This window comes from Algibacter marinivivus (genome assembly GCF_003143755.1).
Lineage (GTDB): Bacteria > Bacteroidota > Bacteroidia > Flavobacteriales > Flavobacteriaceae > Algibacter_B > Algibacter_B marinivivus.
In genome coordinates this window covers 29110-48095 of record NZ_QFRI01000004.1, presented here as the reverse complement: position 1 = coordinate 48095, position 18986 = coordinate 29110, and the positions used below count along the sequence as shown (strand labels likewise).

Sequence of the window (18986 nt, the reverse complement as noted above, 5' to 3'; positions counted from 1 at the left end):
TTATAAAAAATATTATATGTTTTGCTAAATAAACTTAAACCTATCTATCGCTTAATCAGAATTTGATTTACATTTTCAGAACCACTGGTAACTTTTAAAATATAAACACCTTGCGCTAATGCTTTTAAATCAAAGCTACCTGATGTTGCCGAAATTGTGTCATTGAATATAAGTTGTCCATTAATGGAGTATAACTGTATCGTACTAGTACCCTTTAAATTTTTTAAATAGAGATTATCTTCAATAGGGTTCGGGTATAGTACAATCTCAAATTCGTCATCAGAAGTATTACTTTTTTCAAAATAAGGTAAGGCAAAATTATAAGCATCAATACCAATTTGTTTACCTATGAGCCTTCCCGGAATGTCATCAGCTGGTGGGTGAATACCTCCCCAAATTCTCGATAAACTCGTTTGATCTGAAGCATCTCTATAGGTTGCCCATTGTAAGGTTACATCTACTGAAGGGCCTTTTTCGAATACCAAAAACTCATCTTTTTTGGCTACAAATTCTCCCATGCCTCCAGGAAAAAATTCATCTCCAGTAATTAAAGTCATTACCTCTGCAGCTGCTCTAGAAAAAGTTGAGTGCCCTGACACAAAACCTGCAAAAGGCGGTGTTACAAAGCTCGGGCGTTGGTAAGGCCACCAGTTTTCTGCCAAGATCCAACCTACACCAGCTACATCGGTTGTGGCATTGTCTATAAAATTATGACCTCTCCATGCCTTTAGTTTTATTTTACCAATATGCTCATTGTTTATTCCACTTAATGGATCTCCATCCTGAACAACTTCTATATAGCCTACTTTTAATTCTATGCCTTCAGGGTTATAGTTTGACAAGTTATTGTCTGTACTTTGACCTAGCTCACACATATATCGTATCGCTGAAATAGGACGTATATAATCATGCCATCCTTTTATACCCCATGCGGCTATCGCGGAATCATGTAAGGCTCCTGCTAATATAAAATAGGCTTTTACATCCCATTCTAAGGGACTTAATTCTTCTCCTTGTCCGTTAAACTTTCGTTCAAAGAGTTCATGATCTGTTACATAATTGAGTATAGTAAACCAATGTCCTGGTGGTGTTTCTGAATCTGGACCATCTGCCCAGAACTCTGCCAATACTCTTGCATAATCTGCTCTTGGCACCATTTGGGTTTCATAGGCTTTTCCTGTTACTGGATTTATAGCATGACCTAAACTGATATCACCTCCTTCTAACTCATTATAAAAATCATGGTAATTGGCATATGAATTAGGAAACAGGTTAATATCTATATTTCCAATGGACTTTGGTGATATATCCCACATCACCCCATCTGTAGGGTCTAGATGAGAGCTCCATAAAGATACCAATTCAAAGTTCCATTTGTACTGTTCTCTAGAAGATGCACTAGCTCCACTTAAGTGTGGTGGTGCCTCTGGATTGTGGTATACGGTATAATCATTTCCATTTTCATTAAAAGTTTCCTTATCTGAATCTGATAAGGCAAAAGGATGTACTGCTCCCCATTCAGGGCTCAAAAATTCTGGCGTAGAGCCTTCTATTAAATTACCACTCTGATCAATAAAAGTATTAAAGGTTAATGGTTGCCATTTACTAGATGCTAAGATACCTGTTAGGGCGTCAGGTCCATTTAAATCCAATGCTGGATTTACTGGTTGATAAAAGGCATTATCGTACCCTGTTATTTCTCTAGAGTTATCGGTAAACCCATAATTAATAATAGTTTGTGCAACATAATTTCCTAAAGCAGCGGCATCTCCTGATTGATAATCCATAGAAATATTACTAATATCATAGCCTAATTGTTTCATGATTAGATTAAAGCGTTCTAAAGATGTATCTGCACTTGGAGAATCTTCAAATCGATGTACAAGTAAACGATAAGCGGCATAACTCATAGCTTTTTCTTTAGATGCAGCTATTGATTCAGTTGGTTCAAATTCAACCAAATCACTCGTAAATCCATGTACTTCATTGCCTATTAAATAAGGCTTAGTACCTTCAAAAATGGCCCAAACATCATACAGGGCTACTGAGGTATGAAATAAGTTTCTGGCATGTAATGTAGGTCTTGCATAATCTCCACGAATAGCCTCTAACAATGCTTCGTTCCATATCCTAGCAATAGAAGTATCTTCTGATAAATTATTGATATGAAGATTTACAATTAGTTCTGCTTCACTATTAGAACAAGAGTTGCCACTTTCTAAGGCAATGACTCTTCCATGTTCTACAAAGTCCCATGTTATTTGTATACTGTTTGTGCCTTGACCATTGATAATTTTACCTCCTTCTGCTGTCCAAGATACTTGTGAATCAGCAGGGGAATTGTAAGTGTATGTTTCTGTTTTGTAAAACCCTGACGCTGTATTTCCTGAAATGTCATTAGGTGCTAAGTATTGGCAACTACCATCATCAACAGTTGCAGCTGGATTATAATTACAAGAATTAGGGTCTGTACAACCATAAATTGCTGTTGAAAGATTATTCCCCTCCTTGACCCAGTAACGTTGATTAGGAGTGACATCCTCGAAATTTTGACTATAATCATCAGACCAAATAATCTCAATATTATCAATCACCTCATTATCGGCTAAACCAAAATGTACAACCAATGAATGTTGACTACAGTGACTCCCTTGACCATGGACTTCTTGAATTAGTTGCTCCCCATTTACTGTAAGCTTCACCTTTGCTCCAATTGCATCCTTGTTAATTGATTCGCCTTCAAGTTTAAATTGCACCCAGTTTTTACCCTGAACGCTACCAGGGTTTAATTGGTTTTGGTATAATGTTGTTCGTGCATTCGTACCAGCCGAATGGGTTTGCACAACAACTACAATATCTAAATCACCATCTTTATCATAATCACAATACGCCATCCCTCTTCCTCTATTGGAATCATTAATTCCAGATTCGAAGGATATATCGGTGAATGTTATACCATTATTATTAATATAAAGTTTATTCGGGTCGTCCTCTCCCGTTGAAATTGAATTTGCTGATGGTATTTTTCCATTAGCAACAAATAAATCTGGCCATGTATCATTATTTACATCTAAAAAAGCCGTTCCCCAACCTGTAGCAAGAAACTCACTTCCATCACCGTCTTGTGCATAGGTGTTTTCAACATTTGCTAATGTACTATCATCTGTAAATGTTTGGTCCCCATTATTTCTTAGAAGCACATTCCTTCCTAGATTTGTAAGATAGTAATCAAAATCATTATCCTTATCGATATCAGCATATGCAATGCCCATAGCGAATATTTCAATGTCGGTTCTTGTCAATTGAGATACATTACTATATAAACTTTGTGGGTAATTGTTAGCATATAATGCATTGGGTTCAATATAAGCTCCAAAATCATTTGCCAGATATATATCTTGATCTTGATCTAGATCAAAATCGGTTGGCATTACAGCCAAAGCACATCCTGTGTTGTCTAATCCTAATATTTGTGCTTTTTCACTAAATGTTCCATCACCATTATTCTCGTAAAAATAATTTTCAAAACAAGTATGACTAAACATTACATTTCCTTGATCATCCTCCGAAAAATCCTGATTCTCTATATAATTAACCACATAAATATCCAAAAAACCATCTTTATTATAGTCTAACACTGATGCTCCCATAGAAAAACTAACCTCAGTAATACCTGCAACTAAACCTGACTCTGTAAAAGTACCGTTCCCACTGTTTAAAAAAAGTAGATTTCTTTTTAAATTACTTCCATCATTACGCCCTCCCCAGGTAGTTATAAATAAATCTCTATAACCATCATTATTTACATCTGCACTTACAACACCTGTTGTATAAAAATTATCTGTTATATCAAATCCTGCATTTGGAACAATTTCAAAAGTTCCGTTAGCCATATTTCTATACAATACATCTCTTGATTTACCACCTACAATATATAAGTCTTCCCAACCATCGTTGTCATAATCAAAAAACACACAACCACCACCCAAAGTTCCAATTTGATCATAGATATGATCTATTCCTGAAATAGCACTTACTTCTGCAAATGTTTGTGCATTTAGACCTAAGGAAGCAATTAATAATAAGCCTAATAGTTGTATCGTTTTCATAATGGCTAGTTGCCTTAAAGCATTTATAGTAGAACTAGTAATTGATGAGAATGTTCTTTTCCTTCCTCAATGCTTTTATAATATCATAAAACATTCATTTTTCATCATTACCTTCTATTTTATTTAAAAGTAATTTTTTATTTCTGTTTTAAAGATTCCCAAAAATAACATTTTCGCTCATACTTTTGATCACTAGTGTGTGTTAAATTATTATTGTGTCATTTCGAAAAGGGCTAATTATAGGGCTAGTAAATATGGGATATAATGGTTAATCCCAAAAAACAAAAAACCTGAAAATATCGAGGTTTAACGTCTTTTATTGGACTATTGTAGACTTTATTAGTCAAAAGTAGTGACCCCGACAGGATTCAAACCTGTAACCCTCAGAGCCGAAATCTGATGCGCTATTCAGTTGCGCCACGGGGCCGTTTTCTGCGTAAAGCAGATATATTATTTTATGATAATTTTGCTTTTACAATATTAGAAATAGTTTTTCCATCGGCTTGTCCAGCAAGTTCTTTACTTACCATACCCATAACTTTTCCCATATCTTTCATACCTTCTGCTCCTGTTTGCTCTATTACGGCTACAACAACTTTTTCAATCTCTTCTTCACTTAATGCTTCTGGTAAAAACTGACTAATTACTTCTGCTTCATCAATTTCTGGTAAGGCTAAATCCTTTCTATCTTGTTCCAAAAAAATAGCAGCACTATCTTTACGTTGCTTAACTAATTTTTGAAGTATTTTAAGCTCTTGTTCTTCTGTTAAATCTTCTTTTGCGCCACTTTCAGTTTGAGCCAATAGAATGGCTGACTTTACTGCTCGTAATGCCGTTAAAGCCGTTTGATCTTTTGACTTCATAGCTGCTTTTAAAGCCGTCATAATATCTTGTTGTAAACTCATAATATATTGTTTTGAAGGAAGTGCGAAGATAAAAAATAGATTCCTGTCTTCGGAGGAATAACAATAAAAAAACCCGAAAAGTTGAGGGAACTCTTCGGGTTAATAAATAACACACTAAGTTAAATTTAAAAGAATTAGTCTACATTGTCGTGTAAAAATGAGTTATTGCTTCTTAATTGAATATCATCATTATCATCTAAACCAATACTGGTTCTTGATAAATCATTTTCTGATGAATGTTTAGCTTCATCTAAATCTACGCCCTGGCGCTTGTACGCTGGTACTTTTTCAATGTCATCAATTTTTGCGTTATTGAATTTATAATTGAAATCTTTCATTTTACGTCTGCGCTCTTCTGCTCTTTCTTTCAATAACTCAGAAATAGGGCTATTCATTGGGTCTATTTCTTCTGTTTCTTCTTCATTTATTGATGGCTCTACAACTACCTTTTTTTCAAAAACCACTTCTTCATCAACTTCTTCTAAAATTTCGTTTGAAACAGGTTGTGCCTTGTTTATTGAAGACTCTACCTCAACATAATCATCTAAAGCATAACGAATATCACCTTCTTCATTAGTTTCATTAACTGTAATTAACTCAACATAATCATTTACAGCAATATCTTTTACATCTTCTAATAAATCATGAGAAATGATATCTTCTTTCTCTTCTACAACTTCTTCACTTGGTGTTGATAATGGTAAATCAAAAGTTAATGTAATTTGTTGCTCTTCTTCAATATTATCTGAAATCACTTCTATATCCTGAACATCTTCAATATCAGCAGCCATTCTAGTTACTGGCTTGATAATGAAATCTTCGTCTTCTTCATTATTAGTTACTTCTTCAATTTTTGCGTCAACTTGATTATAAACCACATTAATATTCTTGATAATTTCTGAAGTTGGGATTAACTTGAAATCATCATCAACTTCATCTACTTGCTGAACTTCATCTTTTTTAACGAAAGTTACTTCCTCATCTTCAATCTCTAAAGTATGGCGAACAACTGGTGTTTCTTTCTTTTCTTCTAAAATAATTGTAGGTTCGATAACTACTGGTTCTTTTTCGTGAGCATCTAAATCTTGTTCTTCACTTAAAGAATGAACCACTTTTTTTGTTTCTGTATTAGAAATTTCATCTTGCTGTTCAACATTAAAGCCAGTTGCAATAATTGTAACTGCAATTGATTCTTCTAAAGCTTCATCTTCTCCAACACCCATGATGATATTTGCTCCATGACCTGCTTCATTTTGAATATGATCATTAATTTCTCCTATTTCATCAATCGTTATTTCTTGAGCACCAGAAACAATTAATAATAATACGTTTTTAGCGCCTGTAATTTTATTATCATTTAATAACGGAGAATCAAGTGCTTTACGAATAGCGTCTTGTGCACGATTTTGACCTGATGCCAATGCAGACCCCATAATAGCAGTACCACTATTACTTAATACGGTTTTTGCATCACGTAAATCAATATTTTGTGTGTAGTGATGTGTAATAACTTCTGCTATACCACGAGCAGCGGTAGATAACACCTCATCAGCTTTAGAAAATCCTGCCTTAAAACCAAGATTTCCGTATACTTCACGAAGTTTATTGTTATTAATTACAATTAATGAGTCAACTACATTTCTTAATTTTTCAATTCCTTTTTGAGATTGCTCAATACGCATTCTCCCTTCAAACTGAAAAGGCATAGTTACAATACCAACCGTTAAAATGTCTAAATCTTTAGCCATTTTAGCGATTATAGGAGCAGCACCTGTTCCTGTTCCACCACCCATTCCGGCAGTAATAAATACCATTTTAGTGTTGGTATCTAGCATTTGAGATATATCATCAAAACTTTCAACAGCAGATTGTTCTCCGATATCTGGATTTGCTCCTGCTCCTAACCCTTCAGTTAAGTTTAATCCTAATTGTATTTTATTTGGAACACCACTATTTTGAAGCGCCTGTGCATCTGTATTACAAATGTAAAAATCTACACCTTTAATCCCTTGTTGAAACATGTGATTAATGGCATTACTACCACCGCCACCCACACCGATGACTTTAATCACATTTGATTGATTTTTAGGTAAATCAAATGAAATACTTGTTTCGAATTCTTTTTTGCTGCTCATAAAATTCTATTTTATTGGGGTTTTGTACTTAATATTTTTAATTCAATGGATTTAATCATTCTGCGTTATCTAAAAAATCTTTAACGCGCTCTGTCAACTTATCAAGGAATGAGCGTCTTTCTTTGATAGGTTTTTCTCTAATTTCTTCTTCTACATGTGTTTCATCATCAACAACTTGCTCATCTTGTTGTTCAATTTTCTTTCTTTCTTGACGTTTTAATCCGTCTAATACCAAACCAACAGCTGTTGCAAATAAGGGACTAGTAATATCATCATCACTATCACCAGCTAAATGTTCGTTTGGATATCCTATTCTAGTATCCATACCAGTTATATACTCTACTAATTGCTTTAAATGTTTCAATTGGCTTCCTCCACCAGTTAAAACAATACCTGCAATTAATTTTTTCTTTTGCTCTTCGTGTCCGTAATTTTTAATTTCAACATATACTTGCTCAACAATTTCAACAACACGTGCATGAATAATTTTAGACAGGTTTTTTAAAGTGATTTCTTTGGGCTCTCTTCCTCTTAATCCAGGAATAGAAACAATTTCGTTATCTTTATTTTCCCCTGGCCATGCAGAACCAAATTTGATTTTTAATAACTCTGCTTGTTTTTCAATTATTGAACATCCTTCTTTAATATCCTCAGTAATTACATTTCCTCCGAAAGGAATAACTGCTGTATGACGGATAATACCATCTCTAAAAATGGCTAGATCAGTTGTTCCACCTCCAATATCAATTAAAGCTACACCTGCCTCTTTCTCTTCTTGACTTAAAACCGCATTTGCAGATGCTAAAGGCTCTAATGTGATACCTTCTAAATTCAATCCTGAGCTTTGAACACATCTACCAATATTCCTAATAGACGATACTTGCCCAACAACCACATGGAAATTCGCTTCTAAACGACCTCCGTACATCCCTATTGGTTCTTTTATTTCAGCTTGCCCATCTACTTTATATTCTTGAGGCAAAACATGAATAATTTCTTCCCCAGGAAGCATCACTAGTTTATGAACTTGGTTTATTAACCTATCAATATCATCTTCATCAATAACTGTCTCAGAATTTGATCTTGTTATATAATCACTGTGTTGCAAACTACGAATGTGCTGACCTGCAATACCAACGGTAACCTCATCAATCTTCATATCTGCAGCAACTTCTGCCTCTTGAACAGCTTGTTGAATAGATTGAATAGTTTGTGTAATGTTATTTACTACACCACGATGTACACCTAGGCTTTTAGATTTACCAATGCCTAAAATCTCAACCTTGCCGTATTCATTTTTACGACCAATCATTGCCACAATCTTTGTGGTTCCTATGTCTAATCCTACTGATAAATTATGCTCCATAGCCTAAATTTTGGTACATATTACTTGGTTCTCAAACTGTAAATTCACTTTACTGTAATTATTCAGCGTTTTATCTTTTTGATTTTTTTTATAAAATGCTTTTAGATTATTAATCTTCTTATTCAAAAAATTCTCATCTCCTAATTGCACTATAAAATCACATTTTCTAAGTCTTAAAAACAGCTGTTTATTAATATCTTGATGAATTTCAAAAACATGTTTCTTTAAAAATTCATCTTCTTTAATCTTACGCGCTATTTTATAGACGTTTTTTAAATTATTTTTTTCAACATAACCAGTAATTAAAGGTACTCTAGCGGAATAATTTTTAGACAATGGCATATATGAACCTTCGTCGTCAATGTAATAAGACGCATTTGTACTAACTCTCGCAATAGGTGTTTTCTGTTCTATTTCTGCGTTAAGTGTACCGTTTACAGCAACATACACTTCTGCAGTTTTTATCATTGGATTAGATTTTAGGGCATTTTCTAATTCATTCAAAACTAAAGTTTCTTTAGGCACGTTTTTAACACCTCCAAAATTTTGTATTAACAATTTACTAACAGTCTCATTAGTTATAAAAAAATTATTCTCACCAATGAATTTTACGTTGGGTTTTGAGACTTCTCTATTAGCATTTCTAGATGATGCAAAAGCGAATAAAAAGACCACTACGCCTAACAAAACAATCATTTTTATGTAACTCCAATTAACTCGCAATACTAAATTCTTTTTTAATATGTTTTACTTCCTCTCCTATATCTCCAGCACCGATAGTTAAAATAACTTGAGCGTTACTTTCGTGTATTTTAGATAGCAATTCTGTTTTACTAACTAACTGCTTGTTTTTGTTGTTTATTTTATTAAGCAACCATGATGAAGTAACACCTTCTATTGGTAATTCTCTAGCTGGATAAATATCTAATAACATCAACTCATCAAATTGCGATAAACTTTTTGCAAAATCGTCTACAAAATCTTGGGTTCTACTATACAAATGAGGCTGAAAAATAGCCAGGACTTTCTTATTTGGATACATTTCTCTAACCGCCTGATGCACTGCATTTATCTCTTCAGGATGGTGTGCATAATCATCAATAAAAACAAACGAGTTTGTTTTTATATGATATGTAAATCGTCTTTTAACCCCTTTATAAGATGCTAAAGCTTTGGCGAGCTGCTGGTGTGGGCAACCATATTCCACAGCCATCGCCAAGGCTATTAATGCATTCGACAAATTATGTCTACCAGGTAGGTTAAATTGTAAATTTTCAAGTACTATTTTTGGTGTTTTTACATCAAAAACATATGTCCCGTTTTCTATTTTTATATTATGAATTGAATAATCTGAATCGTCTTCAATACCATAAGTGATTCCTTTTAATGGTAGTCCGTTTCTAACAAACAACTTGCCATTAGGTTTTATTTTTCTTGAAAAATCTTCGAATGTTTTCTTTAATTCTGAAGCAGTTCCATAAATATCTAAATGATCTGCATCCATTGAAGTTATACAAGCTAAATCTGGTGATAATGTTAAAAACGAGCGATCAAATTCATCCGCTTCAACTACCGAAACTTCAGTGCCATTCATAATTAAATTTGAATTATAATTTTCACTTATTCCACCTAAAAATGCAGTTACAGACACATCACATTCATTCATTAAATGCCCAAGAATACTTGTTGTTGTTGTCTTCCCATGTGTTCCTGCAACAGCCAAACAAAACGTATTTTCAGTAATCAATCCTAAAACCTGAGAACGCTTTAAAACCTTAAAACCATTATTCTTAAAATAATTCAACTCTTTATGATTCTTTGGAACTGCAGGTGTATAAACAACTAATGTGTTTTCAGGGTTTTGATATTCAGTTTTAATATTATCTATTGAGTCTTCAAAATGAATTTCAACACCTAAATCCACTAAACTATTTGTGATTGCAGTTTGTGTTTTATCATAACCTACAACTTGCTTATTATTCGCATGAAAGTAACGCGCCAAAGCACTCATGCCAATACCACCAATACCAATGAAATAAATATTATGTACGTTGTTTAAATTCATTTGTTGTTTTTCAGAAGTTTTTCAACCTCATCTACTATATCTTTTGTAGCATTTACCAATGCTAATTTCTTTATATTTTCGCTTAATTGATTTTGTTTCTCAGTTGAAGCTACAAGCTGTGAAAACTTATTTTCAAAATCGGCTTCCAAATCTTCTTCTTTTATCATCAAAGCAGCATCTTCATTTACAATAGACAGGGCGTTTTTAGTTTGGTGATCTTCCGCTACGTTTGGAGACGGAATAAAAATAACTGGCTTCCCAACTATACACAATTCTGATACTGAACTTGCTCCTGCTCTAGAAATCACAATATCTGCCGCTGCATAGGCAAACTCCATATTGTTTAAAAACTCGAATACCTGAACATCTTTTGTGTTATTATAAATTTTATACTGTTGATAGTATAGTTTACCACATTGCCAAATGATTTGAATATTCTGTGTATCGAAAAAATCTAATTCTTTTTCAATTAACTCATTAACTCTTCTAGCCCCTAAACTTCCTCCAATAACCAATAACGTATACTTACCATGTTTTAATTCAAAAAAGTTTTTTGCTTCAACAGTTTTATCTTCAATATTTAATAAGCCTTGACGTACTGGATTACCCGTTTTAATAATTTTTTCTTTTGGAAAAAATCGTTCTAAACCATCATAAGCCACACATATTTTTTGAGCTTTTTTTGATAATAGTTTATTTGTAATTCCTGGATAAGAATTCTGCTCTTGAATTAACGAAGAAATATTATTCGAATTAGCCATTTGCAATAATGGTCCGCTTGCAAAACCACCAGTTCCTATAGCTACATCAGGTTTAAACGTTTTTATAATTTTACGAGCTTTCCATAGACTACTAATTAGTTTAAAAGGAAAGCTTAAGTTTTTTAAAGTTAACTTTCGTTGTACACCAGAAATCCATAAGCCTTTTATATCATATCCAGCTTGTGGCACTTTCTCCATTTCCATTCTATCTTTTGCACCAACAAATAAAAATTCAGCATCTGGAAAACGAGATTTTAACTCGTTTGCAATAGCAATAGCAGGATATATATGCCCTCCTGTGCCGCCTCCAGATAATATGATTTTATAATTACGCATTTAAATTGCTTCTGATAAAATTTCTAATGGGTTTTCTTCGCTTATTTCTTTTTCTTTAATTTCTTCTCGTTTTGCACTTACGCTTAATATAATTCCAATAGCTAGACAGGTCATCCAAATTGATGTGCCCCCACTACTTATTAATGGCAACGTTTGCCCTGTAACTGGAAATAACTCCACGGCTACTGCCATATTTATTAAAGCTTGAAAAACTATTGGAAGTCCAACACCTAAAACCAACAACTTTCCAAAAATAGTATCGGATTTTTGCGCTACTATAACTATTCGAAATAAAAACCACAAATATAAAGTCATGATTACAAAACCACCAATCAATCCATATTCTTCAATGATAATTGCAAAAATGAAATCTGATGAAGATTGAGGTAAAAAATTCTTTTGCATGCTTTTACCAGGACCAACACCTTGTATACCTCCTGTAGCAATTGCAATTTTAGCTTTGTCTATTTGATAACCTGCATCAGAATCTCCTGGGTTTGTGAAACTATCAATTCTACCCATCCACGTATCCACTCTATTTGGCATCGCATCAGGAAATGCTTTGGCTGTTAGAATAAACAAGGTTAAAACCAATATTCCAGAACCAATAATAACTGCTAAATAACGCAACGGATAACCTCCTAAAAACACCAACATAACCACCATTAAAAAGATAATAGCAGCAGTTGAAAAATTGGCTGGCAAAATAAGAATAAGCACTAAAAATACTGGCATCCAAAGTGGCAAAATAGAACCTTTAAACGTTATAATTTCATCTTTAATTTTAGACATATATCTAGCCACATAAACCATAAGAACAACAGCTGCTAAGGCTGATGTTTGAAAAGACATACCAACAAAAGGAATTTGAATCCACCTACTTGCATTAGCGCCATCAATAGTTTTTCCTTGAAAAATAGTTAGACATAACAACACCAAAACAACAGGAATCATTACTAAAGACAACCCTTTAAAATATCTATATGGAATTTTATGTACACCATAAATAATAGCAAAACCTAAAACTAAATGCACAAAATGCTTCACAAAAAAAGTAAACGTACTACTACCAGCACCTTTATAAGCCAAATTACTTGCAGCACTATAAACAGGCAAAAAAGACAGAATAGCCAATAACGCAGCTATTGCCCAGATCAACCTATCTCCTTTTATGTTTTTGAAAAGCTTTTGCACTTCCTAAAATTTTACAGATTTCTTACAGCATCTTTAAATTGACGTCCTCTATCCTCGTAGTTTTCAAATAAATCGAAACTGGCACATGCAGGAGATAACAATACGTTATCACCAGACTCAGCAACTTTATATGCTATTTTCACAGCTTCACTCATAAACTGAGTTTCTATAATAACATCAACCATGTTTCCAAAGTTATTCATCAACTTTTCATTATCAACCCCAAGACAAATGATTGCTTTCACCTTTTCATTTATAAACGGAAATAACTCTTCATAATTATTTCCCTTATCAACACCTCCAACAATCCAAACGGTTGGCGCATCCATACTTTCTAAAGCATAATATGTGGCATTAACATTAGTGGCTTTTGAGTCGTTTATATATTGTACTTTATTAATTTTAAGTACTTGCTCTAAACGATGCTCAACCCCTTGAAAGTTCTCTAAACTTTCTCTAATGGTTTGTTTTCTAATTTTAAGTAAATGCGCCACAGTAGAGGCAGCCATGGCATTTTTAATGTTGTGCTTTCCTTCTAAAGTTAAGTTTGCTGTTGGCATAATAATTTCGTTGTTATTTATTGTTAGTCTAATATTATCGTTGTCTAAATACGCACCGCTTTCAATAGTTTTTTCTAATGAAAATGGCAATAATGTGGATTGAACTGGATTGTTTTTTAAATGATTCATTATTACTTCATCATCTGCATCATAAATCAAATAATCATCTTTAGTTTGATTCATAGCAATTCTGAATTTAGAGTTGATATAATTTTCAAATTGATAATCATATCTATCTAAATGATCTGGTGTAATGTTTAATAAAACAGCAATGTTTGGTTTAAAATCAACAATATCATCTAATTGAAAACTGCTTATTTCAAGAACATAGTTTTCAAAACCATCTTCCAAAATTTGTTTTGCAAAACTGTCGCCTATATTACCCGCTAAACCAACATTTAATTCTTGTTTTAAAATATGATGCGTTAATGTTGCTGTTGTTGTTTTTCCATTACTTCCCGTAATTCCAACAATAGTTGCATCTGTAAATTTTGAAGCAAACTCTATTTCAGAAACTACAGATATTCCCTTTTCATGAATTTGTTTTACCAGAGCAACTTTATCAGGAATCCCAGGGCTTTTTATGACGATATCCGCATTTAGAATTTTAGATTCTGTATGCGTCTCATCTTCCCATTCAATCTCATTATGTATAAGAACTTGTTTGTACTTTTCTTTTATTTTTCCTTTATCTGAGACAAAAACATCATATCCTTTTGCCTTTCCTAAAAGCGCTGTTCCAACACCACTTTCTCCTCCACCAAGAATAACCAGCCTTTTCATCTATCTAATTTTCAACGTTACAATTGAAAGGATAGCGAGTAAAATGCCTACAATCCAAAACCGCGTGACTATTTTACTTTCGTGGTATCCAGATTTTTGATAATGATGATGCAATGGCGACATTTTAAATATGCGACGCCCTGCACCGTATTTTTTCTTGGTATACTTAAACCAACTTACCTGCATAACCACCGATAAGTTTTCCGCTAAAAAGATTCCACACAACACTGGGATTAACCATTCTTTACGAACTGCAATAGCTATTACTGCTATAATGCCACCAATAGTTAAGCTTCCTGTATCTCCCATAAAAACCTGAGCTGGATAGGTGTTGTACCATAAAAACCCAATAAGTGCTCCTACAAAAGCCGCTATGTAAATTGTAATTTCTTCTACTCTTGGGATATACATAATGTTCAAGTATTCAGAAAAAATGATATTACCCGAAACCCAAGCGAAGATGCCTAAGGTGAGTACAATAATTGCAGAGGTACCCGCTGCCAAACCATCTATACCATCTGTTAAATTTGCACCATTAGAAACAGCAGTAATAATAAAGATGGAAGCCAAAATAAAAATAATCCAAGCATACTTCTCTAGTTCAGGACTTATCCAAGTAATAACTTTAGCATAATCAAACTCATTACCTTTTACAAAAGGAATTGTTGTTTTAGTTGACTTAACTTCTTCATCAAATAGTTTTGATGCCTCTATATCAGGATTTTCAGCCAATAAAATGCGCTGTTGTTCAATTGGCAACTTTTCTTTCATAGTAACATCTTGATGAAAAAACAGAGTTGCACCTACTATAACACCTAAACCTACTTGTCCTAAAACTTTAAACCTTCCCTTTAAGCCTTCTTTATCATTTTTGAATTTTTTGATATAATCATCAATAAATCCAATTGTTCCCATCCAAACTGTTGTTACTATTAAAAGTATGATGTATATATTTTCAAGCTTTGCTAACAACAACACAGGTATTAAGGTTGCCAAAATGATTATGATACCACCCATAGTTGGTGTACCTGCCTTTTCTTTTTGTCCATCTAAACCTAGATCCCTAATTGTCTCACCTACTTGCTGTTTTAATAAAAAGCGAATGATTCGTTTACCGTAAATAGTAGAAATTAATAATGACAGAATCATAGCCAAAGCAGCTCTAAAGGTTAAAAAACCAAAAAGTGTTGCTCCAGGTAACTGAAATTGCTTTTCTAAATATTCAAATAGGTAGTATAACATTTAATTTTATTGTTGAGATTCTTCGACTACGCTCAGAATGACATTTATTTCTGTAATTGTTTTAAAAATTCCTTTACTATTTTGAGATCATCAAAATCAAATCGCTCACCATTTATTTCTTGATAGGTTTCATGCCCCTTACCAGCTATCAAAATGATATCATTAGGCTGCGCCATTTGGCACGCTGTTTTAATAGCCTGCTTCCTATCTTCTATGGTTACTATTTTTTTAAAGTTTTGAGGCTCTACACCAGCCTCTATTTCACTTAAAATATCTTGTGGTTTTTCACTTCTCGGATTATCATTTGTAAAAATCACTTTGGTACTTAAAGCTGAAGCAATATGTCCCATCTTTGGACGCTTTGTTTTATCTCTATCTCCTCCACAACCCACAACTGTAATAAGTTCCTCATTCTTTGTTCTGATACTATTTACTGTTTCCAAAACATTTTTTAAAGCATCAGGTGTATGAGCATAATCAACAATAGCTGTGATTTTTTCATCTGAAATAACATATTGAAAACGACCACTCACATTCTCTAAATCGCTTATCAATCGAAGAATTTCAACTTTTTCAAGACCTAATAATTCCGCAGTAGCATAAATAGCCAACACATTGTAAGCATTGAAATTTCCAATAAGTCTTGTCCAGACTTCACTATCATTAACCTTCAACAATAAGCCACCGAATTGATTCTCTAAAATTTGAGTTTTATAATCAGCATATTGTTTTAAAGCGTAAGTGTATTTTTTAGCATTCGTATTTTGCAACATTACCAAACCATTTTTATCATCAACATTTGATAATGCAAAAGACTGTCTTGGTAACTCATCAAAGAATTTCTTCTTGACATCTCTATATTCTGCGAATGTTTTATGATAATCTAAATGATCATGAGAAAGGTTTGTAAAAATTCCGCCCTCAAAATGCAAGCCTTCAGTTCTATATTGATGTATACCATGAGAACTTACTTCCATGAAGCAAAACTCAACACCTTCAGCATTCATTTCTCTTAAATATTTATTAATTGTAAGTGAATCTGGAGTTGTATGTGTTGCGTTATATTCAGTCTCATCTACCATAATTTTCACAGTAGATAATAGTCCAACTTTATAACCTGCCTTTTTAAATAACTGATACAATAAACTCGTTACAGTAGTTTTTCCATTAGTACCAGTAACTCCAACAAGTCTTAAGTTTTCTGATGGATTTTCATAAAAATTTGAAGCAATAATAGCCAAGGCTTTATTTGAGTTATCAACCTCAACGTAGGCAACGCCATCTATCAAATTTTTTGGGAGACTTTCGCAAACTATACTCGTTGCTCCATTATTTATAGCTGTTTCTATATAATCATGACCATCTGAAATCAAACCACGAATAGCAACAAATAAATGATCTTTTTTTACTTTTCTAGAATCAAAATTAACCGCATACACATTTGTGCTTGTACTACCAACTACAGCATTTAAAGTAACCTTATATAATATGTCTTTTAATACAATCATGAGGCTTTTAAAACTACGGTTTGATTGTTTTTAAGTTTAGTATTCTTGTTTACTGATTGAGATTTCACAATACCATTTCCATCTAATTTTACTTTAACATCTACTTGCATATTCTCTAAAAAAGCTAAAGCATCCATAGCTGGCATTCCAACTAGATTTGGCATTATTGTTTTAAACTTCTGAGACATTTTATAGTAATGTTGATATTCATCTTCTACAGCACCCATTTTCACTTCTAAAGTTTCAACTTCGTCAACAATAGGTGTATCAGTAAAAATCTTTTGTGCCACCCTTTTAAATACGGGTCCAGAAACATCAGCTCCATAATATCCTACACTTTTATCAGGCTCATGAATAACCACAATACATGAATATTTTGGATTCTCTACTGGGAAGTATCCAGCAAACGACGAGATATAATTCAACTTTTCTTTGTCACGATAATCTTTTTGACAAGTCCCCGTTTTACCTGCCATAGAAAAGTTTTTAGAATATAATCGATGGCCTGTACCATGTTCCTTTTCAACTACATTTTTAAGTAATGCTTGTAATTTTGAAATGGTTTCTTTTGAGCAGATTTGATTGTTTATCACTTCCTTTTCAAAAGGTTCTATGACTTTATCAAACTCTTTTACTTCTTTTAAAAACCTAGGCTTCACCATAACACCATCGTTAGCAACAGCATTATAAAAAGTGAGTGTTTGTAGAGGTGTAAATGACACACCATAACCATAAGCCATCCATTGCAATGCAATACCACTCCAACGTCCGTTTTTAACTCTTGGATCCGGAATAATAGGTTTAGGTTCTCCAATAATTGGTAAATCCAAATCATTATTCAAATTCATATCATACAACCTATCCACAAACTTTTCTGGTTGTTTTCTATAAGCCTGATCTATAACTTTTACAATTCCGGTATTAGATGAGACTTCAAAAGCTTTAGAAACAGAAATCTTACCATAACCACCGTGCTTTGAATCACGTACTTTTTTTCCGTAGAAGCTTATAATCCCTCTCTCAGTATCTACTACATCACTTGTATCTGTCACTTTATCTTCAAAAGCTGCTGCAAGTGCCATTAATTTAAATGTAGAACCAGATTCATGACTTTCACCAACAGCATAATTTAATCGTTCGTAATAGTGACCATTTTTATTCCTTCCCAAATTAGAAATAGCACGAATTTCGCCAGTTTTAGTTTCCATAACTACAACACAACCGTGATCTGCTTTATATTTTTCTAATTGTGCTAACAGAGCATGATGTGCTATATCTTGAATATTTACATCAATCGTAGTATATACATCATATCCATCTTGTGGCTCAATTTCATTAGCATCACTCAAAGGTTTCCATTGCCCTTTTCCAATTTGCTGCTTCATACGCTGTCCATCAACACCACGTAAATATTTCACTCCAAAAGCGCCATCAATTCCTGGTCGCGTTACATTTCCTTTATCATCAATACGCTCATAACCAATAGTTCTTTGCGCAATACCCCCCATTGGATGCTCACGTTTTGTAGTTTGCTCAACAACCAAACCGCCTTTAAAAGCACCTAGATTTAATAAAGGAAAATTTCTTAATCGGATGTAATCTGAATAGCCAATGTTTCTAGCCAATAAGAAATATCTATTTCTATTAGCACGAGCACGTCTGATATCTTTTTCTAATTTATTTGAAGATTTGCCAGAATATTTTGAAAGTGAATCACAAAGTGGCTTTACATACTTTTCAAATGTTTTGGCTTTAGAGGTTAAAGCATCTAAACGAATATCGTATTTAGGGATTGATGTTGCTAACAAATTTCCGTTTACTGAATATACATTACCTCTATTAGCAGGAATCGTATCATTCTTAACAACTCGTTCTGTAGCTTTTGCTCGATAAACATCACCTTGAAGAAACTGAATACTTAACAGCTTAAAAACCACGGCAAGTCCGAAGATGAACATACATCCAGCTATAAAATACAAACGGTTTAATATGTTTTTTTCGTTTACGGCCAAGGCTACTTTA

12 protein-coding genes and 1 tRNA gene are annotated in these 18986 nt (G+C 33.4%); all 13 read right to left on the bottom strand.

From position 1 onward, the window contains the following. Positions 1-44 precede the first annotated feature (44 nt). Positions 45-4109 carry an FG-GAP-like repeat-containing protein gene (locus tag DIS18_RS13225; RefSeq protein WP_109353562.1) on the bottom strand — a complete coding sequence of 1355 codons (4065 nt, stop codon included), beginning with the start codon at positions 4107-4109 and terminating at the stop codon, positions 45-47. A 353-nt stretch (positions 4110-4462) separates the two neighbouring features. After that, positions 4463-4536: transfer RNA gene (locus tag DIS18_RS13220), tRNA-Arg, on the bottom strand. Between the two features lie 28 nt (positions 4537-4564). Next, positions 4565-5014 carry a GatB/YqeY domain-containing protein gene (locus tag DIS18_RS13215; protein ID WP_109353561.1) on the bottom strand — a complete coding sequence of 150 codons (450 nt, stop codon included), beginning with the start codon at positions 5012-5014 and terminating at the stop codon, positions 4565-4567. Between the two features lie 134 nt (positions 5015-5148). Continuing rightward, positions 5149-7149, bottom strand: coding sequence for a cell division protein FtsZ (gene ftsZ, locus DIS18_RS13210; RefSeq protein ID WP_109353560.1), 2001 nt, complete (start codon positions 7147-7149; stop codon positions 5149-5151). 55 nt (positions 7150-7204) lie between these two features. Then, positions 7205-8515, bottom strand: a complete 1311-nt coding sequence (ftsA, locus tag DIS18_RS13205) for a cell division protein FtsA (RefSeq protein WP_109353559.1) — start codon at positions 8513-8515, stop codon at positions 7205-7207. Between the two features lie 3 nt (positions 8516-8518). Continuing rightward, on the bottom strand, positions 8519-9211 hold the full coding sequence (locus DIS18_RS13200; protein ID WP_342752174.1) for a cell division protein FtsQ/DivIB: 693 nt from the start codon (positions 9209-9211) through the stop codon (positions 8519-8521). A 16-nt stretch (positions 9212-9227) separates the two neighbouring features. Then, positions 9228-10580 carry a UDP-N-acetylmuramate--L-alanine ligase gene (gene murC / locus DIS18_RS13195; protein ID WP_109353557.1) on the bottom strand — a complete coding sequence of 451 codons (1353 nt, stop codon included), beginning with the start codon at positions 10578-10580 and terminating at the stop codon, positions 9228-9230. Beyond that, complete coding sequence (gene murG, locus DIS18_RS13190) at positions 10577-11677, bottom strand: undecaprenyldiphospho-muramoylpentapeptide beta-N-acetylglucosaminyltransferase (RefSeq protein ID WP_109353556.1); 1101 nt, start codon at positions 11675-11677, stop codon at positions 10577-10579. The genes murC and murG overlap by 4 nt, the downstream gene beginning before the upstream one ends. Then, entirely contained in the window at positions 11678-12871 is a 1194-nt protein-coding gene (locus tag DIS18_RS13185; RefSeq protein WP_109353555.1) for an FtsW/RodA/SpoVE family cell cycle protein, read from the bottom strand. A gap of 11 nt (positions 12872-12882) precedes the next feature. Then, a complete protein-coding gene (gene murD, locus DIS18_RS13180; protein WP_109353554.1) occupies positions 12883-14214 on the bottom strand; it encodes a UDP-N-acetylmuramoyl-L-alanine--D-glutamate ligase in 1332 nt (443 codons plus the stop codon). Further along, positions 14215-15456: a phospho-N-acetylmuramoyl-pentapeptide-transferase gene (mraY, locus tag DIS18_RS13175; protein WP_109353553.1), complete on the bottom strand. Its 1242-nt coding sequence runs from the start codon at positions 15454-15456 to the stop codon at positions 14215-14217. It abuts the gene before it with no gap. Between the two features lie 44 nt (positions 15457-15500). Continuing rightward, positions 15501-16964: a UDP-N-acetylmuramoyl-L-alanyl-D-glutamate--2,6-diaminopimelate ligase gene (locus tag DIS18_RS13170; protein WP_109353552.1), complete on the bottom strand. Its 1464-nt coding sequence runs from the start codon at positions 16962-16964 to the stop codon at positions 15501-15503. Next, positions 16961-18922 carry a penicillin-binding protein gene (locus DIS18_RS13165; protein WP_109353551.1) on the bottom strand — a complete coding sequence of 654 codons (1962 nt, stop codon included), beginning with the start codon at positions 18920-18922 and terminating at the stop codon, positions 16961-16963. Before DIS18_RS13165 ends, DIS18_RS13170 begins: the two co-directional genes overlap by 4 nt. Positions 18923-18986 lie beyond the last annotated feature (64 nt).